This window comes from Paenibacillus sp. FSL F4-0097 (assembly GCF_038593125.1).
GTDB classification, from domain to species: domain Bacteria; phylum Bacillota; class Bacilli; order Paenibacillales; family Paenibacillaceae; genus Paenibacillus_AQ; species Paenibacillus_AQ odorifer.
The window spans coordinates 2,258,815-2,279,423 of the sequence record NZ_CP151965.1; the positions used below are offsets into that span (position 1 = coordinate 2,258,815).

15 protein-coding genes and 1 pseudogene are annotated in these 20,609 nt (G+C 42.3%); 12 read left to right on the forward strand and 4 right to left on the reverse strand.

Annotated features, from left to right (window positions below; all coding sequences use genetic code 11):
• Window positions 1-3: 3 nt before the first annotated feature.
• Both MHH86_RS10010 and MHH86_RS10015 read right to left on the reverse strand, forming a co-directional pair.
• Window positions 4-1,458 carry a GDSL-type esterase/lipase family protein gene (locus tag MHH86_RS10010; protein ID WP_076179090.1) on the reverse strand — a complete coding sequence of 485 codons (1,455 nt, stop codon included), beginning with the start codon at window positions 1,456-1,458 and terminating at the stop codon, window positions 4-6.
• 110 nt (window positions 1,459-1,568) lie between these two features.
• Window positions 1,569-3,914, reverse strand: coding sequence for an AraC family transcriptional regulator (locus MHH86_RS10015; RefSeq protein WP_342479709.1), 2,346 nt, complete (start codon window positions 3,912-3,914; stop codon window positions 1,569-1,571).
• Between the two features lie 180 nt (window positions 3,915-4,094).
• Between MHH86_RS10015 and MHH86_RS10020 the strand changes: the two genes are divergently transcribed.
• The 8 genes from MHH86_RS10020 (at window position 4,095) to MHH86_RS10055 (ending at window position 14,159) form a co-directional block, all read left to right on the forward strand.
• Window positions 4,095-5,612: an extracellular solute-binding protein gene (locus tag MHH86_RS10020; protein ID WP_111503311.1), complete on the forward strand. Its 1,518-nt coding sequence runs from the start codon at window positions 4,095-4,097 to the stop codon at window positions 5,610-5,612.
• A 188-nt stretch (window positions 5,613-5,800) separates the two neighbouring features.
• Entirely contained in the window at window positions 5,801-7,357 is a 1,557-nt protein-coding gene (locus MHH86_RS10025; protein WP_036679248.1) for an extracellular solute-binding protein, read from the forward strand.
• 133 nt (window positions 7,358-7,490) lie between these two features.
• Entirely contained in the window at window positions 7,491-8,465 is a 975-nt protein-coding gene (locus MHH86_RS10030; protein ID WP_036679252.1) for a sugar ABC transporter permease, read from the forward strand.
• 21 nt (window positions 8,466-8,486) lie between these two features.
• The gene (locus MHH86_RS10035; RefSeq protein WP_076107520.1) at window positions 8,487-9,362 is read left to right on the forward strand and encodes a carbohydrate ABC transporter permease; all 876 of its coding nucleotides are present in this window, start codon (window positions 8,487-8,489) and stop codon (window positions 9,360-9,362) included.
• A gap of 40 nt (window positions 9,363-9,402) precedes the next feature.
• A complete protein-coding gene (locus MHH86_RS10040) occupies window positions 9,403-10,527 on the forward strand; it encodes a glycoside hydrolase family 88 protein (RefSeq protein WP_339211737.1) in 1,125 nt (374 codons plus the stop codon).
• 130 nt (window positions 10,528-10,657) lie between these two features.
• A complete protein-coding gene (locus MHH86_RS10045) occupies window positions 10,658-11,779 on the forward strand; it encodes a glycoside hydrolase family 88 protein (protein WP_036679258.1) in 1,122 nt (373 codons plus the stop codon).
• Window positions 11,780-11,801: 22 nt separating this feature from the next.
• Window positions 11,802-13,163: a glycoside hydrolase family 28 protein gene (locus MHH86_RS10050; RefSeq protein ID WP_076098491.1), complete on the forward strand. Its 1,362-nt coding sequence runs from the start codon at window positions 11,802-11,804 to the stop codon at window positions 13,161-13,163.
• A 39-nt stretch (window positions 13,164-13,202) separates the two neighbouring features.
• On the forward strand, window positions 13,203-14,159 hold the full coding sequence (locus tag MHH86_RS10055; RefSeq protein ID WP_036679262.1) for a pectinesterase family protein: 957 nt from the start codon (window positions 13,203-13,205) through the stop codon (window positions 14,157-14,159).
• A gap of 89 nt (window positions 14,160-14,248) precedes the next feature.
• On the opposite strand, the pseudogene MHH86_RS10060 reads toward MHH86_RS10055, so the two are convergent.
• Both MHH86_RS10060 and MHH86_RS10065 read right to left on the reverse strand, forming a co-directional pair.
• Window positions 14,249-14,792: pseudogene (locus MHH86_RS10060) on the reverse strand (zinc-binding dehydrogenase).
• 18 nt (window positions 14,793-14,810) lie between these two features.
• Complete coding sequence (locus MHH86_RS10065) at window positions 14,811-15,275, reverse strand: MerR family transcriptional regulator (protein ID WP_342479710.1); 465 nt, start codon at window positions 15,273-15,275, stop codon at window positions 14,811-14,813.
• Between the two features lie 176 nt (window positions 15,276-15,451).
• Here MHH86_RS10065 and MHH86_RS10070 point away from each other — a divergent pair, with 176 nt between their 5' ends.
• The 4 genes from MHH86_RS10070 to MHH86_RS10085 all read left to right on the forward strand — a co-directional run bounded on the left by MHH86_RS10070 (window position 15,452) and on the right by MHH86_RS10085 (window position 20,562).
• Window positions 15,452-16,303, forward strand: a complete 852-nt coding sequence (locus MHH86_RS10070; RefSeq protein ID WP_094901443.1) for an SDR family NAD(P)-dependent oxidoreductase — start codon at window positions 15,452-15,454, stop codon at window positions 16,301-16,303.
• A 96-nt stretch (window positions 16,304-16,399) separates the two neighbouring features.
• Window positions 16,400-18,379, forward strand: a complete 1,980-nt coding sequence (locus MHH86_RS10075; RefSeq protein ID WP_342479780.1) for an ATP-dependent DNA helicase — start codon at window positions 16,400-16,402, stop codon at window positions 18,377-18,379.
• A 219-nt stretch (window positions 18,380-18,598) separates the two neighbouring features.
• Window positions 18,599-19,642: a YeiH family protein gene (locus MHH86_RS10080; RefSeq protein WP_076179097.1), complete on the forward strand. Its 1,044-nt coding sequence runs from the start codon at window positions 18,599-18,601 to the stop codon at window positions 19,640-19,642.
• A 110-nt stretch (window positions 19,643-19,752) separates the two neighbouring features.
• The gene (locus MHH86_RS10085; RefSeq protein ID WP_036679284.1) at window positions 19,753-20,562 is read left to right on the forward strand and encodes a MerR family transcriptional regulator; all 810 of its coding nucleotides are present in this window, start codon (window positions 19,753-19,755) and stop codon (window positions 20,560-20,562) included.
• Window positions 20,563-20,609: the final 47 nt, after the last annotated feature.

The following is a 20,609-nucleotide window of genomic DNA, read 5'->3' on the forward strand; positions in this document are numbered from 1 at the left end:
TCCTTATAAAAGTTGTTGTAAGTTTGATATAGGGGAGGCTGTATTTTGTTTAAGTGCTTGAACCACAAGTTTAGCAATTTGCTGGGCACCTTCATCCGAGAAATGAGTATCATCCGTAACTCCATTGGGGTAATTGGGATGTGTTTTCTCTGGCAAGTGCATGAATAACTTCTTGGATTCTTCTTCGCCTAATGAACGATAGAGTGCTTGCGAGGCTGTGAAAATATCAAGTAGCGGAGTGTGCGTTTCTTCAGCCACTTGTCTCATTACCTCGGGATAAGCGCCTACAGCCAACGGGTCAAGCTCTCCATCGGCGTTAAAGCGGCGGCGACTTACAGAGGTTAACAGAATCGGAGTCCCCCCTAGCTGCCGAGCTGCATCTATATATTGAATTAGATTGTGGCGATATTCAGTTTCAGGATCGGTGTAACGTAATGGATCATCTTTTTTCTCATCGTTATGTCCAAATTGAATAAACAGGTAGTCGCCGGGTTGAAAGTCTTTTTTGATGGCATCCAGGCGGCCGTCTGTTATGAACGATTTGGTGCTTCGACCATTAATTGCACGATTCTGGATTTGAATAGAAGTCCCAAAATAACTTTGCAGGTATTCTCCCCAGCCAGTCATAGGTTTTTCTCCAGCGCCTTTAATAGCCGCAGTGGAATCGCCTGCAATAAATAGTTGTTGTCTCATAAGGCCTTCTGCTCCTTTAACGTATTGATGTTCCCTTAGCCAGTTCTCAGCAAGGGAAAGCCATTGCTGGCAATGAGGGTGTTCTTTAGCAAGCCCTAAACCATGCCGCCCTTCTTCAAAGATATGTAATTCAAAAGGAATTCCCTGATTAGACAGGGCAGAGGCGAACAACAGACTATTCTCCACGGGAACGCTGGCATCGTTTGCTGTTGTCCAGATAAAGGTTGGAGGTGTGAGTGAATCCACCTGGGCTTCTGAGGAAAAGGAGTCAAGCTCCGCTTGTGATGGGTCGTCTCCAAGAAAATGTAGCCGGCTTCCCTTATGCGAATGGGACTCTTGGAAAGTGATTACAGGATAACCTAACAGAAGAAGATTTGGTTTCTCTGCTCTAGTGGTAGAAAAGATGGAAGCTAAGTGTCCTCCAGCCGAGAATCCAATCATCCCTACTTTGTCTGAGATCACATTCCAAGCTTTGGGTGCTTCCCTAATCCATTTGAGAGCTTCCTCAACATCATTTAACAAAGAAGAGACGTTGAAGTCTCCGACCTGATAATCTAGTACACCTGCATGAATACCTAGATTGTTTAGCCATTGAGCCACAGGTTCTCCTTCATGTTTGGCTAAGTGCTGATATCCTCCACCAGGCAATACCAATATAAATGGACGGGGTTGATCCGTCTCGAGCGGATAGAGGGTGAGTAGTGAGGTTTCCTGAGAAATCTCATCTTGTTCTACACGGTTAGTATTTAGTCGAAAGTTCAACATTGCGTTCAAATTCCTCCCTAAATGGTTATATGCACACGTTAACATATTTTCCGAAAAAAAGAGAGACTCTTTTTTTTTAGATTCGACCTTGAACGATTATTTTGTGATTTTTACATAGATTCGTCAAATGTTGGTTTGGATTTAGTGCCTGTATTGTTATCCCGGTACTGTCCAGGGGTCATCCCTTCCTGTTTACGGAAAGATCGAATGAAATTCTGAGAATTGTTGTATCTTAATTTGGCTGCAATATCTTTGATCGGCATATCGGTTTCCTGCAGCCATTTTTTCGCCATTTTAAATCGGTACATCGTTAAATATTCGCTGAAATAGTATTGGGTCTCCTTACGGAAGACACTGCTGATATAGTTGGCGTTGTAATGCAGCCGAGAAGCGCATTCTTCCAAGGTTAGATCTGTATCATATTCATGTTGGATCAGATCAATGATTTTCTCAGAGATGTTTTGGTATTGGGCATTTTGCCTGCTGATAAAAATTTTGATCATCGGGTAAATGACCATGCTCCAGAACCAATCCTCAATCTCAGCCACAGTATGAAGGTCATGCAATTCCTCAAAAATAGAGCCATTAGCATGATAGATCTGATTTAAGCTAATGCCCGATTCCTGCATCATAATGAGCAAGTTATTGAGTAAGCGGGTCAACGGGATTTGATATTCCTGTGGTGAAAGCTCAAGGGCAAAAATAGATTTAAAAAGCAAATGAATCAGTTCCTTGGCTTTATCCGTTTCAGCCAGCTTGATAGCATCCATTAGATCGTTTTCTTTATGCGTAGGGTAGTTCAAGTTCAGATAATGTTTGCCGGAGTTAATGTTCTCATATTGAATAATAACGCCTTTGCCAAGCTTAATGCGATGTTTCAGTGCTTCTAGACCTTCTCTGTAGGCGATGGCTAGTTTATCGAAGGCGTTGAAGGGAAGGCTCAGCCCAATACTCACCTGCACCTTTAGATAATTATTTATTTCTTGCTGCAGCTTCTCCGTTAACGAATACAGTGTCTTATGAAAAGACTGGGTATCGCAGTCTGGACTGCCCAATAATACGACTACCGCATGGTCCATGATTACAGGAGCCAGCCGTTGTTCAGGACAGATTAACTCTTCGATCATATTGTGGGCAGCGAACAATAAGAGGCTGAGATCTTTTTTCTCATAGCTGGAATCCTCGGCATAATCAATAGACAACGTAATTACTGCCATGGTTTTCCATTCTTCAAGTTGTGTTTGGTAGCCGAATTGCCCTAATTCTTCGAGCAAATCACGTTTCTTAACATTTCCGTGGAAGGCATTGATCAGAAAAAACGTTCGCACCTGCTGAAAGTGTTGCCGGACTTCTTTTTCCAGCTGTGATTTGGATTGGAACAAAGAATGAACTTTTTCTCCTATAATCTGAAATTCATTGCGATGTCTCGATTTAATATCCGGTTTGCGTTGGCCCATCTGATTAAGCAGTCTTTCGATAGGGGTGTACATACGCCTGGAACCGATCCATGCCAGAAGAATGGAGAACAAGAGCATAATGGTGCACACGATTATCGTAAACATCCCGATTTTATTGGACTCCTTCGTCAAGCTTTCCATAGAAGTAACCGATAGATAAACCCAGCCATTTAACTGAGAACGCATGAAAGTGACGGAGTAATTCTTTTTATTGATCACAGTCTTGAACTGTCCGGATGGTTTAGAAGGATCAGAGATTAAAGGGACTTCTTTAAATCCGCCTTGCTCTTTAGGTTTTCCGATTAAGCTGGTATCCGGATGGAGCAGGAAGCGGCCAGCTTGATCCAAAACGATAATGTCATCGAGTGGCTGCACATCTGAATTAATGAAATCCTGAAGACTGCAGACCGGAATATTAGCTAGGGCAAGCCCATATTTTTGCAGCTTATTGGTGGGAAGCTTTTTGATAAGACTAATGCTGTAATTGCAGCCAGTGACGTTAATGCTCTCCTCGCTATAAAATAAGGACGACGGATTCAAAATCCATGAAGTATCGTCAGCTATATTCATTAGATTAGAGAGTTGCGCGTGGTTTTTGTATTCATTCAGACGGTAGACGCCTGAATTTTTGATCATCCAGTTCTGCTGCTGATTGAGCAGGATGACATCCTCCAGTTTCGTATCGAAGGATTGCATATTGCGGATTTCGTTTCTTAAATCATTATATAAAATAAAATCGGTTTCATTTAAAGGGTTATTTAGTGCTTTTTTTAATACACTAGAGTTGATCACTTGGTTTAATGTTTGATTGACAGTTGTTAACTTATGTTCTACATTTGAGGTGATTTGTAATATAAGTTCCATTTTACTGTTGTTTACGTTCTTTTGGATCTCATTAGATGATGTGAAATAGGAAAAAGAACCGATGAATATCACCGGCAACGTGCTAATTACAAAGGCAAAAATCGTTAATTTACTTAAAAAGCTTAATGGTCTCACGGGGCTCAGCACCTTTACTTATGTAGAAGTAGACACTTGTTCTTAGTGTATGAAACCTGGTGGAAAATAACAATAATCATCTCGTTCTGCAATAATCATTAATCCTAATTATGACTACAAAATGGAAATTCTTCAAGCTGTAGGGTGAAAATCCTTACAATACCTTAGGAGGCTGTAGAAATGTTCAGACAATTTTTGTGTAGAAGGGCAACGTTTTGTTTCTGCTTATTTTTCATGCTTGTTTTCCCTATGTTAAGCGCTTGCAGTGATGGAAAGTCAGCTGCTTCTGTACTGCAAGAAGCTCGCCCGAACATCTCCATCTTGGCACCCCTTCATTTTCCACAGCAGCCTTCAAAAAAGATTATAGCTGAGATTGAAAGATTAACAGGGGTGGAGCTTGATATCACGTGGGTGCCTGAGGGTGTTTATACCGATAAAATGAACACGGCGTTGACCACTAATTCCTTAGGAAAAGTCACCTTTGTGAAGTTCTCAGATTATAATCTGGTGAAAAACGCCATCCGTTCTGAAGCATTTTGGGAGATCGGCCCATATCTTCAGGAGTTCCCCAATCTTAAAGCACTGGACCCCGCTATTCTTAAACAGACCGCTGTAGATGGAAAGATCTACGGCCTATATACAGAACGCCCTTCCTCCAGACAGGGTGTCATTATACGTAAGGATTGGCTGGACAATCTTCATTTAAGCAATCCACAGACCTTAGATGATCTATATGAAGTAATGAGGCAATTTACATATAACGATCCGGATCAGAATGGCAAACAAGATACCCTTGGATTAGTCGATCGTAATGATCTTGTTTATGGTGTATTTAAGACACTAAGCTCTTATTTTGACACACCAAATAATTGGAAGCTAGAGAATCATCAATTTGTTCCGGAATTCGTAACAGCGGAGTATATGAACACAATGAATTTTATGAAGAAATTATATGATGAAAAAATCATAAATCAGGACTTTGCTCTTACCAGTAAAGAGGTTCAACGCGATAAATTCATTAACGGAATCGCTGGTGTGTTTATTGGCAGCATGACTGATGTGCAGCGGTTGTCAATTGAAGCTCAAGCATACAATCCAAAGGCTGAACTTACCCTGATCAATCGTATCGGGGGGCCTGATGGATATAAAGTGTGGTCTATCCCCAATTACAACGGACTGTATCTCTTTTCCAAAAAGTCCATTGCCACAGAGGAGGAGCTTCGGCAGGTGCTTGGATTTTTTGATCGGACCATGGATAAAGATGTAGCCAATATAATGATGTATGGCTTTGAGGGGCGGCATTATAAGCTTGAAGGCGGCAAGATTATCCTTCCCGAGGAAACCTCACAACTGCGGGTACAGGAAGTGAATCCGCTATATGCTTTAATGATCGCGGACATTAGTAATAAAAACATTATGGAAGTGGCTCAGAAGGAGCAATTAACCTCTCTAGCAGATCAGCTGAGTAAAGATAATGAATCTTTTCTGGTCGATGACCCGACAGTTTCTCTGAGCTCATCTACTTTTGATGAGAAGAATATGGAGTTATCTACAATCATTGTGGATGCTACATATAACTATATATTAGGTAATATTACCGTCGAGGGATTCCAGCAAGAGGTTGAGAAATGGAGAGCTCGTGGAGGCAATCTTATTATTAAGGAATATGCTGAGGCTGAGTTTGGGACAGAAAAGTAAATAGGTTAAAAAGGTTTTGATCCACTGCGGATAATGCGGTGGATTTTTTTGTGCTGCGATATCACGATAATCATTTGCTCAGATCCCTTTCAGAACGCGCCGTTATGGGGAAATGATTGTTTTCGTAACCTTGCCGACGATGTAACGTGGAACTCGTAACCAATACAAATTATGGAGGTCAAAATGGTATGAAGAAGAAATCCTTCACCATGTTGTTAACAGCACTGTTAACATTCAGCACATTGTTAGCTGGATGCGGTGGTAACAACAATAACAAAGAAGAAGCAGCAGCCCCAACTACAAGTGCAGAGAACACTACGAAGGTGGAAGAGACTGAAGCACCTAAAGAGGAACCTACAGAAATTAAAATCATGCTTCCATTGAATACATCAGAGACTCCGCCTGATACGATTAAGAATGAACTAGAGAAATTGACCAACACGAAGCTGACTTATCAATTTTTTCCGGCTGATACTTATGAAGAAAAACTGAATTCATCTTTTGCAACGGGTTCATTGCCGCAAGTAACATATTTGAAGAATCAGACAACCTTCATTCAGATGAAAGAAGCGATAAAAGACGGACAATTCTGGGAAATCGGTCCACTATTAAGCGAATTTCCGAATTTGAGCAAACTGAAACCAGAAATTCTTAATAACACGAAAGTAGATGACAAGCTTTATACCCTATATATCGGGCGTCCACTTGCACGCCAAGGGATCATTTACCGCAAAGACTGGGCAGATAAATTAGGACTTGCTGCACCAGCTAATGTAGATGAATTATTTGAAATGGCTAAAGCCTTCACAGAACAAGATCCAGACGGTAATGGAAAGAAAGATACTACCGGTATTATTGACCGTAATGAGTTGACCTATGGAGCTTTCAAAACTGTTTCGTCTTGGTTCGGAACACCGAATACCTGGGGTGAGAAGGATGGCAAATTAGCGCCTGAATTTACCTTCGATGAATATTTCGACACAATGGATTTTTTCAAAAAAGCTCGTGATGGCGGATACATTAATCAAGATTTCGCTGCCACCAGTAAAACGGATGCAGTAAATATGTTTAAGGCTGGAAAGGGTGGACTCTATATTGGGGGCTCCATGCAAGATATTGATTCCCTCAATAAAGATACTATTAAGAATAACCCTGACGCTGTTTTGGATGCGCATAGTATGGTTGCAAGTCCAGATGGAAAATATGCTCAATGGATGATTCCAGGCTATAACAATGTTGTCTTGTTCCCGAAATCTGCTGTCAAGGATGAGGCAGAGCTGAAGAAGATTCTTGCTTTCTTTGATCAAATGATGACTCCAGAAGTAGCTAATTTGATGTATTGGGGAATTGAAGGTACTCACTATACCGTTGAAGACGGTAAAGCGAAAGCTGCAGACGACAAAGAATTGATTGAACGTGAAGTAAAGGGATATAAGGACAGCGTTATCGGCGAAGCTGAAACCAATGGAATGTACGAAAACTATAACACGCTGCCAGGAAGAATTCATGCAGATCAATTGGTTCTTGAGAATGTCAAAGTTGGTGTAGCGGATCCAACAGCTGCTATGGATTCGGCTACCTATACAGAAAAAGGCGTAGAGCTTCAACAGATTATTACAGATGCAACCTATAAATATATTTATGGTCAGATTGACAAGGCTGGATTTGAGAAGGAAGTAGAGAACTGGAAGAGCCGTGGTGGAGATAAGATTATTGAAGAATACAACGCGTTATACAAAAAATAGTAACCCGTACTGGAATAGTTAAGCGACAAATTGTAGCTGAAAAGGTTGTTGATCTTGTTTCAACAACCTTTTCTATTCCTCACTGGGTTCAGAAATATCGTGTTTGAATAAAGAAGGAGAAAGGAAGAATATCATGCAGGAAGTCACCGCACAGCCCAGCTCAGCTCCTCAAATGAATCCTAAGCCTGAAATTTATAAAAGCAGCAGCGAACTGAAAAAGCGGCTGTGGAGAAATAAATGGCTCTACGTCATGCTAACTCCGGGAGTACTGTATTTTCTGATTTTTAAATATCTTCCAATGTACGGATTAATTATCTCATTTCAGGATTACAAACCCTATCAAGGGATCAACGGTAGTGATTGGGTAGGGATGAAGCATTTCAGCAGGTTGTTCACAGAGCCGGATTTCTTAAATATATTAGTGAACACACTTATTCTTTTCGGATTAAATATTCTTATCTATTTCCCGATGCCGATTATTCTTGCCCTGATGTTAAATGAACTTCAAGGCAGCTTTTTCAAAAGAACCTTTCAGACGATCTTCTATTTGCCCCATTTTCTGTCATTGGTTATCATCGTCTCCATTTCTTATGTAATGGTCACGATGGATGGAGGGATTATCAACGAGCTGCTTGTCTATTTTGGCTTTGAACCAATCAATTTCCTGCTTAATCCAGGGTGGTTCAGGCCCATGTATATTATTCAGGTGATTTGGAGAGAAGCAGGTTGGGGAACGATTATTTATCTAGCTTCCATAGCTGCGATTGACCCAGGGCTTTATGAAGCATCGCGTATGGACGGAGCTGGAAGACTTAGACAAGTCTGGCATATCACTCTTCCAGCGATTAGAGGCGTAATTATTACATTATTTATTCTGAAAATTGGTTCCGTTCTTGATCTTGGATTTGAACATGTATATCTGCTACTTAACTCCATGAATCGAGAAGTTGCGGAAATTATCGATACGTATGTATATACTGCTGGTTTGAGACAAGGGCAGTTTAGTTACAGTACAGCTATTGGATTCTTTAAATCGATTGTAGGCTTTGTAATGGTGATGATGGTGAATAAATTATCCAAGAAAATGGGAGAAGAAGGCGTTTATTGATATTTTGTGGGAGGAATCGAAATGGTAGAAGATAAAACAATCAGTGGTAGAATCTTTTCTGCTATAAACTTTACGCTGCTTGCGATCATTGCTTTAATTACTGTGCTTCCCCTTGTTCACGTTGTAGCAGGCTCTTTCACAACGAGTGCAGAACTAGCTTCTAGCAAATTTGTACTGATTCCAAAGGTATGGAGTCTGGAAGCGTACAAGTTCATCTTTTCGACGAATACAATATTTAAAGCCATGGGTGTTTCCATTGGTATCACGGCAATTGGTTCTATTTTTAGTTTGTTTATAACTTCTTTGATGGCCTACGCTCTTACCAGAAAAGATCTGGATGGTCGTAAAGTGGTTAACTTCATGGTCGTGTTCACCATGCTTTTTCATGGTGGGATGATTCCAACGTTCCTCGTGGTGAAGGAATTAGGACTAATTGACACGTACGCATCACTGATCCTACCGTCAGCGATTAGTGCCTTTAATATGATCATTTTGAGAAACTTTTTCCAAAATATACCTGAAGGTTTGGAGGAATCGGCTAAAATTGATGGTTGTAACGATTTTGGAATATTATTTCGGATTGTATTGCCACTATCCTTACCTGCGTTAGCGACTATCGGATTGTTCTATGCGGTAACGTATTGGAATACCTACATGAATGCGATTCTGTATTTGAATGATAGTGCGAAATGGCCAATACAGGTTCTGCTCAGACAAATTGTCGTCCTTGCCAGCGGTATGGATCACAGCGCTACACTGGATGCTGCTGTTCCACCGCCAGATCAATCAATTAAAATGGCTGTTATCGTTGTAGCTACCTTACCAATAGTTTGTGTGTATCCGTTCCTGCAAAAGCATTTTGCCAAAGGTGCCATGTTGGGTTCTATGAAGGGCTAGCAAGAAAGAGAGAGACTATACTTAGGGGAGGAGCTTCGAGATGACTGTACAGATACCTACAACGCCGATAGAGTGGGCAAAAAAAGCTTGCGATTCACTAATGGATACTTACAGGGCGGGAGAGCTTCCCCCCGCGCATCGATGGCACTATCATCAGGGTGTATTTCTGTGTGGCATGGAGCTTTTGTGGAATGCTTATCAAGAAGACCGTTATATCAACTATATTCAGGAATATGTAGATGATTTGGTGGATGAATACGGGAACTTTTATTTTGCACGTGATGAGCTGGATGCGGTTCAAGCAGGACAGCTACTATTCACTCTTTATGAACGGACAGGCAAACTTAAGTATCGTATTGCAGCAGAGAAGCTAAGGAATTTACTGCTCACACTAAATAAAACCTCTGAGGGCGGGTATTGGCACAAGGATAAGTACGCCAACCAAATGTGGTTGGATGGACTTTATATGGCAGGCGTATTCTCCTTGAAATATGCTAATGTCTACGATGAACCAAGCTTGCGTGAAACGGTCCTTCATCAGGAAATGTTAATGCGCAAGCATATGAAGGATGAGACAACGGGTTTGTTATACCATGCCTGGGATGAGAGCCGGCGGATGCCTTGGTCGAATCCGGAGACGGGTTGTTCACCGGAGTTCTGGAGCCGATCATTAGGATGGTATGGTCTCGCCTTATCGCAATTTCTGGATCTGTTACCTTCCCATGATTCAGCCCGGACAGAGCTTTCTACTACGCTGAGAGATTTTGTGGATGCACTTATTCGTTACCAAGATCAAAAAAGTGGACTTTGGTATCAAGTCGTAGATAAGGGACATGAGCCAGATAATTGGCTGGAGACTTCAGGGTCATGTTTGTTCGTCTATACGATTGCCAAAGCCGTGAAGCATGGCGTTGTAAGTGATGTGACTATCGCTACAGCTGCCGCTAAAAAAGGATATGAAGGGTTAACCAAAGTAATCCAGTGGGATGAGCATAACCGATTAGTTCTGCCGGACATTTGTATCGGTACCTCAGCTGGAGATTACGAGAGTTACGTGACTCGGCCTAAGGTTAAAAATGATCTGCATGGTGTGGGCGCATTGGTGATGGCTTGTGTTGAAATACAGTCAATGCTCCAAGACTATATCGCTCCGTATCCTTACTAAACAATGACTTGATTCTCTGAGATTGCAGAGAATCAAGTCGTATTATTTTATGTACAAAGTAATCCTTAAATCGGGTGAACCTATTTATAGTTTTTGAGCTCTTAAATTTATAAATATTTTGGGGGTTGGGATGAAGAAATCACAGTGGGCAATTCAAACGGCAGACTCTATTATGGCGCGGACACCGAAGCTTTATGAAGATAAAGGCTACAAAGGAAGCTGGACCTACGATTATGGCGTGGTATTGAACGGTTTTGAATGGCTTTGGAAGCAGACCGGTGATTCGAAGTATCTGCAGTTCATTCAAGATAATATGGACTACTTTATTCAGGAAGATGGCAGTGTCAAGGGCTACCACCTAGAGGAGTATAACATCGATCATATTAACAACGGAAAATTATTATTGACTCTATATAAAGAAACGAAGCAGGAAAAATACAAAAAAGCGGCTGCTCTACTTAGAAAGCAACTTGAGACCCATCCGCGAACCTCGGAAGGTGCTTTTTGGCATAAAAATATATATCCCTATCAGATTTGGTTAGATGGACTTTATATGGGCGCTCCTTTTTATTTAGCCTACTTGCTAGCTTTTGAAGAAGGAAAGGGACTTGGGGATGTAACTAAACAATTTATCTTGTGTGAGAAGCATACGAAAGATCCGGTAACAGGTCTGCTATATCATGCATGGGATGAACAGCGTATTCAACCTTGGTGCGACCCTGAAACAGGACTTTCGCCTAACTTTTGGGCCCGTTCACTTGGCTGGTATCTCATGGCATTGGTTGATGTTCTGGAATTGCTGCCTAGTGAGCACTCAGATTATCCAGAGCTGGTACGAATACTAAATGATACCTTAACTGCGGTGAAGAAATATCAGGATAAGGAATCCGGGGTCTGGTATCAAGTGATTAATCTAGGGGAACGCAAAGGAAATTATCTTGAGGCCTCTGCTTCAAGTATGATCGTGTATGCCATGGCTAAAGGTATCCGATTAGGCGTGTTAAACGCTGGATGGTACGAAACATTAGATCTGGCTCAACAAGGACTTATCTCGGAGTTTGTACTAGAAACCAAAGAAGAATGGGTCAATTTAAATAAGAATTGCCAAGTAGCAGGATTAGGTGGAGTGGACCAACGTGACGGTACTTTCGCTTATTACATTAGCGAGCCTATTGTCACTAACGACCAAAAAGGTGTGGGTGCTTTCCTTCAGGCCTGTGTGGAATACGAACAATTAAGAGGCTGGATCTGATATAGAACAGGGGGGCTTATGAATGTTGATCTACAATATTGAGGATTTTGGAGCGCTTAAGAATAGTAAAAAGTTAGCGACTGAAGCGATAATACGTGCGATTGAAGCGGCAAATAAAGCCGGTGGAGGAACCGTTTATGTGCCGGCTGGCACGTTCTTAACCGGTGCAATTCATATGAAAAGCAATATCGAATTGAATTTAAATCCGGGTGCCATTCTTTCATTTAGTACGAACCCGGAGGATTACCCTGCAGTGGAATGCAGATGGGAAGGAGTGAAGCAGCGGGTTCATTCACCTTGTATTTATGGAAGAGAGTTAGTTAATGTATCGATCACTGGCAGCGGAATGATTAACGGAAATGGTGAACTCTGGTGGGATACGTTTCGGAACCGCCGGGAAGAGCTGCAGTATCCCCGGCCGACTCTAATCGGCTTGGACAGCTGTCAGCGGGTAACCCTTAAAGATATCGCGCTGGTCAATTCTCCAAGCTGGACCGTTAATCCGATAGGCTGTTACAATGTGACTATTGATAATATTTCCATTCTGAACCCGGCGGACTCTCCAAATACAGATGGTATTAATCCAGAGTCTTGCACCAATGTGCGAATTAGCAATTGCAATATTGATGTCGGTGATGACTGCATAGCGATCAAGGCAGGAACTGAGGATACCAAAGAACGAGTTCCTTGTGAGAATATTACGATCACCAACTGCACTATGGTACATGGACACGGGGGTGTCGTACTCGGTAGTGAAATGAGTGGAGATATTCGTAATGTCACGATTAGTAATTGTGTGTTTAAACAAACCGATCGTGGAATCCGGATGAAATCAAGACGGGGACGCGGGGGAACGATTGAAGATATTCGGATCAGCAATATTGTAATGGAGGACGTTATTTGTCCGTTTACTCTAAATCTATATTATTTCTGTGGACCACGCGGAAAAGAAAAATATGTGTGGGATAAAAATCCTTATCCGATTACAGAGGAAACGCCGTGTTTTAGACGCATTCATTTTGCCAATATTACCGCACGTAATGTTCATGCCGCAGCGGGTTTCTTATACGGGCTTGCGGAGCAGTATGTATCCGAGATTACGTTTACCAATGTGGACATCTCCATGGCGACGAATGCAATTCCCGGCCATCCAGACATGATGACAGGGATCGAAAACATGAATAATCGCGGGTTTTTCCTCGGGAATGCAAGAGATGTTCAATTTCATCAGGTGACGATTGAGAACCATGAAGGGCCTGCTTTTTACATTGAAAATGGAGAAGCTGTAGAGATCATAAATTGTCGATCAAAAAACACGAAGAAGCCGGAAAAATTAGTAGAACAAGCTACAGTGTCACCTGAAGAACAGAATGTCTGTCCATAAGAGAGAGTCATCAATTTATTGAAAGGAAAAGAATCCACTATGCTTGTTGTAGGGAAAGAATCCTTTTGCGCTTATCACACGATTCAAGAGGCGATAGATTCACTAGAGCAGGGGCCATCCGGTCAAGCGGATACGCTTTATATTTTGTCAGGGGTCTATAAAGAGGCAGTGCGGATTTATCGTTCTAATCTTACGATCATAGGGATTGGCTACGTGGAGATTGTTATGAATCGTTACGCGAAAGAGCGTGATGAAGCGGGCGAAGAAATCAATACATTCTCTACACCAACGTTATTTCTGGGCGGCAGCCACCTGATCTTGGAGAATCTGGTGATTACCAATAATGCAGGGCAGGGTGAAAATATCGGGCAGGCGGTAGCCGTGTATGCTAATTGTGATCAAACCGTATTCAGAAATTGTACTTTAAAAGGGTATCAGGACACGTTGTTCACGGGACCTTTGCCACCTGCACCCAAAGAGCGATCTACGTTTGGAGGTATACCACTGAGAAAGCACCATGCCCAATATCGGCAGTTGTATCAGCATTGCTATATAGAGGGCACAGTGGACTTTATATTTGGTGGGGCTACGGCTTATTTTGACAGATGTGAAATTCGCAGCTTGCGTCATAGTGAGAATCAAGCAGGTTATATTACGGCAGCCTCCACACCCGTGGGACAATCGTATGGTTATATTTTTAAAAATTGCTTTTTAACAGCGGCTCCTGATATTGCTCCGGTGTTTCTGGGCCGTCCATGGCGTGAGTATGCTAAAACCGTATTTGTAGATTGTCAGCTGGGTGCACATATTCATCCACTTGGCTGGGATAACTGGAACAACACCGCTAATGAACAAACCGTTTGTTATCAGGAATATGGCGTGAAGGATGCAATTCTCCTGAGTAAGCAACGTGTTTCTTGGGCAGATTGCTTTGAAGATGGGGACGAGACGTTGGATAAAGAGTTTGTTTTTGCTGGTACGGATTTTTGGAAATAGATAATTTAATTAACGAGTACACAAATAAAAAACGGTAGTCTAGACGAGAAGCATAAAGTCTTAGACTGCTGTTTTATTTATGTGTTGTATCACTTTATTTTTAATATGATCTTTCCTTTAGCTCTGCCCGATTCGGAATACTCCATCGCTTTCTGCGCCTCTACAAAAGGAAACACTTGATCAATAACAGGTTTTATTTGTCCGGACCTTATCAAATGCTTCGGTTTTATAATTGATAATTTGATCGGCTCCAAGTGACTTGACCAATTCTGCTCCAGCATCGCTTGTAGTAGTAGCCACGTATATCCCCATCGCTTTGGCAAGTTGGATAGTAAAAAGTGCCAACACCGCCCGCTCCCGCTTGAATCAATACCTTTTGTCATCATCTATCTTGAATTTTATAACTTTTTTTCCTGCTTGGATGACAATCTCTGAAAAATCATTTCCTAAAACTAGGGGCATATCGTATTTCAACAGCGTACGAACTTTGCCATCCCGCACTTTGAAATCGATAGGATTAATACTTGCTGCATGGATCTCTGCCAATACATCATAATCACCCACTGCGGGTGTAGGGACGTCGGCTAGTTGAAGAGGATATTTTCCGTATTTTTTAATTATCATTGCTTTCATCCTAAAAACTCCAACTCATTAATTATTCATTTTTGCTGTTCCAGAAAAATAACTCATCTCAACGGGGGAGATGTTTTTTGGTTCCGATCGGTCTTCGCTTTTATCTGAGCAGTCTCGGCGATATTTCCCTTGTTCCAGCTTCATATCAATAAAATCGACAACCTGCTGCAGCGACGAGATTTGGCTGACGATGTTTTCTCGATGGTTCCTTAAATGCTCCACCAGTTCAGGATAATCCGCGGGATCAGCGTCGGCGGAGACCGCCAAAAATGGCTGCATATCCTGCAAGGGCATACCTGTTTTTTTGAGGCAGGATAGCAGCCGGATTGTATCTATGTCTTCCTGCCGGTAAACGCGATGCCCGTTGTCCTTCCGGTCCGCCCGGGGAAGCAGCGCGATCTTTTCGTAATAGCGGATCGTATCCTCTGATATTCCGGTTTGCGCGGCGGTTTCTTTTATCGTAAACGTCTGCTCTGCCTTCATACTCTACCTCCTGGAGATTGCTTTGTGTGTGCATTATACAACTTGGAGCTGACTCCAAGTCAAGACCTTATCTCTGGGACAAAATCTTTTTATTACGCCTTGACTTGGAGTCGACTCCAATTAATAAAATGTGCGTTATAAGAGGAAGATATCCCGAATTCAGGAGGAGATTTACAATGAGCACACAGCAACGTGAAAATATCGCATTGATTACAGGCGCTAACGCCGGGATTGGATTGGAATTAACTCGAAAACTGCTAGCGGAGGATTGGCAGGTGATTGCTTTGAACCGTTCCGATTTTCCCGCCGACGATGTGAACATCCAAAAAGCCATCAAAAACGGCTGGCTTCGTATTTATAAAACAACCGATCTCGCGGATTTTGCCAGCTTGAGAGGGACGCTGGAAGAGATCAAAGGCAAGGAGCAGCGAATCGATATTTTGTTCAACAATGCCGGCGGGAGCTTCCCCGAACTAAGCTATTCGAAACAGGGGCGCGAAAAGCACTATGAATTGATGACCGTTGTTCCGTATATTATTTTAATGGAATTGAAGGATATCCTACAAAAAGGACGCTTAAAAACGGTGATCAACACCTCATCCTCAGCGCTTAATTATACGAAAGAGTTTACGATCGAAATCCTGGAGCATCCCACAACCTTCCGAAAGTTGCTTGGTCCTTACGCCACCTCAAAGCTGGCATTATCGTTATGGACACAGGCCGCTGCGCCGCAGCTTGCTAATGAGGGCATCATGATTCGCAGTGTTGATCCGGGTAGCAATAATACGCTGCGAAAAGGAAAAAATTCTGGACTGCCTCTAATAGTTAAACCGTTGATGAAGCTGTTTTTCTCTCCGCCTACCCACGGCGCCGGCCAATTGTATGAGGGTGCTCTGGGAGAACACCGTGAAGAGACAGGTATATTTCTTCGGAAAGGCCAGGTTGCGGATTTCAAATTTAAGGATCAAGCCCGGAATGTTTTGGAAAGGATTAATGATATTTACGAAAATGAGTATCTTCGTTGTTAATCTGATCTTTAGATCTCTAATTTTTTTTGTAATTCCTCCAAACGTATGAGATAATAGAGTTTTTCCGTTGATTCTATTTTTCATGGCATGGTAGAGATGCCTGATCAAATATTGGAGGTAGGCTTGTTGGCGAAACAGTATCCTTTTGAATATGATCGGACCAAACCTTTTATGGAGCAAGTAGGGGAATGGGTCGGAGATGTATTCTATGAAATTCTTCCTGAGGCTGGATTTGAAGTACGTGATGAACAGATATACATGGCCTTTCAGGTAGAGCGAGCTTTTGCCGAGAAAAAGACGATTTTTGCTGAGGCAGGGGTCGGAACAGGCAAGACATTAGTGTATTTGTTGTATAGCATTTGTTACGCGCGTTATATGGGCAAACCTGCGATTATTGCATGTGCGGACGAGTCCTTGATTGAGCAGCTTGTGAAACCGGAAGGCGATATCGCCAAGCTTGCGAAGCATCTGAACATGAATATTGATGCCAGACTAGCGAAATCTCCGGATAAATATATGTGTCTGAAAAAGCTGGATCAGGCTCGGAACCATGATGATGAAAGCTTACCACTGGAGAGCTTGTACAGTACATTACCTGATTTTGTACATTCACATGCACCGATGCAGCAATTCCATGCTTATGGAGACCGCAGAGATTACCCTGATCTGAATGACGAACAATGGAATAAGATTAACTGGGATACGTTTCAGGACTGCTTTACTTGCGATATGCGTCACCGCTGCGGGCAGACCTTGTCCCGTGATCATTACCGGAAATCAAGCGATCTGATCATTTGTTCCCACGATTATTACATGGAGCATATTTGGACCTATGAAGCGCGTAAGCGGGAAGGGCAAATCCCTTTGCTTCCGGATCACTGTGCGGTTGTATTCGATGAAGGACATTTATTAGAATCAGCGGCCATGAAGGCGCTTGGCTATAAGATGAAGCATGTCGTCTTTGAAGAATTGATTTCTCGCCTGCTACAGAATGAAATCCGTGAAACGCTGGCCGTTCTGATTGATGAAGCGATCATGCAAAGTGAGCAAATGTTCAAAGCGATTCGCCGTCAATGCCGAAACATACCTGGATCAGATCGGAAAAGCATTGAGCTGAATGCTTCATTGATTCGTGAGGTACACCGGATGCGGAGTGTAATTGCTGCTATCGAAGAAGAATTAGTATTCGAAAGCGGACTCTACACGATTGATGAATACCAACTGCGAATTGTGGAGGAACGTTTGGAGACCATAGAGATCGCTTTGCGATTGTTTGAGGATTCGGGAGCTCTAATCTGCTGGGCGACAGAAGAAAGCGATGGTCTAACGCTGTCGGTCATGCCACGAAATGTCAAAGAGGTACTTCAAGACAGCCTGTTCACGCAAAAAATGCCAATTGTATTCTCATCGGCTACATTGTCTGTGGATAAATCATTCCAATACTTGAAGGACAGTCTTGGGATACAAGATTTTTTATCCTTCTCTGTAGACTCACCTTATGACTATGAGCACCAGATGAATGTCTATGTGCCAGAGCTTCAGAGTGGGGATTTTGCTGAGAAAATGGAAATTTCCCTGAAGCTTATTCAGCGGACTGAAGGTAGAGCACTGCTACTGTTCCGTACTCGTGAAGAGCTTCTGCAGTTCAAGCAGCTTAACTCATTACGACCGGAAAGCAGTTCATATTCATTTTTATATGAAGGGGATCAAGAAATCAGCTATTTGATTTCGGCATTCCAACGGGATGAGCATAGCGTGTTATGTGCGGTCACCTTATGGGAAGGGCTGGACATCCCTGGACCTTCATTATCCAATGTGATCATATGGTCGCTGCCGTATCCTCCGCTTGATCCAGTGTTTATGGCAAAGAGGGCGGAAACCTCCACTCCTTTTGAAGATGTGGATTTGCCTTACATGCTGTTAAGACTCAAACAAGGGATGGGGCGGCTGATTCGAACCGGTACAGATCAAGGAATTGTAACTGTACTTGCGGAAGAGGAAGGGCAACATCCGGTATACGAATATATAACTTCTGTACTTCCAAAAGGGACTCGACTACAGAAGCTGGAAGCTTAAATATCACTAACGATTATAATTGCTCCTTTGGTGAGGCAGATGCTACGGCATTTATGTTTCACTCGAAGGAGCTTTTTTTGTCTAAAATTAAGCATAAGTATTCCTAATCTTACGGATAGGATATTGGTATTTAACTTCCGAGCGCTGTCGTATTATTGTTGAGTCATGGGATGTATTTATACAGCATCATCTAGAGATTCATCAAGGAGTGTATACGACATGGGTCAATCAGAAGGTTTGTATCAACCAGATCACAACAAAAAGGTTGGGTTTGCATTAGGGATAGGGCTAACCTTAGTTATCGCATTATTGGCGAAATTTTTAGCGGGTTTTCCATTCCTATCTATTATGGGGCAATTGGTCATTGCCATCTTAATCGGGATTATTTGGCGAGCTACGATAGGAGTGCCAAATAACATCACACATGGCACCGATTTTTCCAGTAAAAAACTGCTTCGTCTAGGGATTATCCTGCTCGGTATGCGGCTTAATCTAATGGATATCGTTGCTGCAGGACCCCGGGTATTTCTTTTGGCAGTCATCGTCATTATATTTGCGATCTCCGTTGTATACGGACTGGCTCGACTGTTCAAAGTAGATAAGCGCCTCAGTATCTTAACTGCCTGCGGAACTGCGATTTGCGGTGCGGCAGCGGTGGTTGCCATCGCTCCACAGATAAAAGCCAAAGATGACGAAACTGCCATTGGTGCAGCTATAGTAGCTATATTAGGTACAATATTTACACTGCTGTACACATTTCTATATCCTTATCTCGGCTTATCAGATTTAGGTTATGGGGTATTCTCAGGAGCGACTTTACATGAAATTGCTCACGTTATCGCAGCTGCGGATGCTGGTGGAAATGCTGCCGTTGATATGGCGGTCATCGTTAAATTGACCCGGGTGGCCTTACTTGTGCCAGTGGCTATTTTAATTGGGATTTGGTCCAATCGTGAAGAAAGAAAAGTGCAAGGTGGAGCGGCTAAAGCTTCGTGGAAAAGCATTCCAATCCCTTGGTTTATTCTAGGATTTCTAGTCGTCAGTGGTGTGAATTCGTTAGGGATCGTCTCCGCATCAGTAGCCAATGGAATCGTTACGATTGCTTATATGTTAATCGCTATGGCGATGGCAGGGCTTGGGTTAAACGTTGATTTGGCGGCATTTAGACGGCTTGGAATGAAGTCTTTTGCAGCGGGACTTATAGGCTCGGTCATGTTATCTCTAGTTGGATTTATGTTAGTTCACTTACTTGCACTAGCATAGTTAGCATGTACACCCTGAGTATGAAATGAGTTACTTCATATCCAAACAGCGTCCTTCTCTTTATCATTTAGTGTGGTAGGGTATGCATGAAATGAATGGAGGGACTTCAGGTGAAGTATTGCATAGGTGAATTTGCTTCCATTCTCGGGGTAACTGCGGATACGCTGAGATTATACGAGAAACATGATATTGTTAGGCCTACAAAAGATAACAGCAATAATTATAGATATTTTAATGATTTAGATGCAAGGGATCTGTTAATGAGCAGATGGTATCGCAGTATGGAAATTCCATTGCCCGAAGTGGCACTTTTGATGAAGGAGTCCTCTATTGAGCAAGTTATGGGAATGATGCAGCAGTCTCGGCAGAGTTTAGAAGAAGAGATTAAGCAAAAGACGATGCTGCTAAACAAGATGAATGAAATTCATAAAGAGCTTAAGGAAATAGAGTCCTCACTATATATATGTAAACTTAAACAGCTGCCAGGCATGTACAGGCTTAAGCAAACGGATAAAAATGCATTATTAAAAAATGATATCGTAAAAAGCCTCGTCAACACTTGGATGGATAGGCTTCCTTATGCGTTTTATTCTTTTAAGATTGAGGACGCGGGGGTGTTATCCGGTGATAATAACTTTGACTATAGCTGGGGGCTTACCTTACCAGAGGAGGAAGTGCAGAAATTTGCGATGGATATCGATGAATATGTAGAGTACATTAGCCCGAGTACCTGTATCTCTGCTATCATGTTATCTACGGATGGACATTATATCACGAAGAAATCCTTGCAGTTTATGATAGATTACATCGAAGCAAATGGATATACTATAGCGGGTGATGTGGTGGGTAAATTAATGCTTACTGAAAAAATAGAAGGCAATAACCGCTCGTATTTGGAAGTGAATATCCCAATTCTATAAGTGTATTTCTATAAACACCTGCTCTGAGAGCGGGTGTTTTTCTTTTT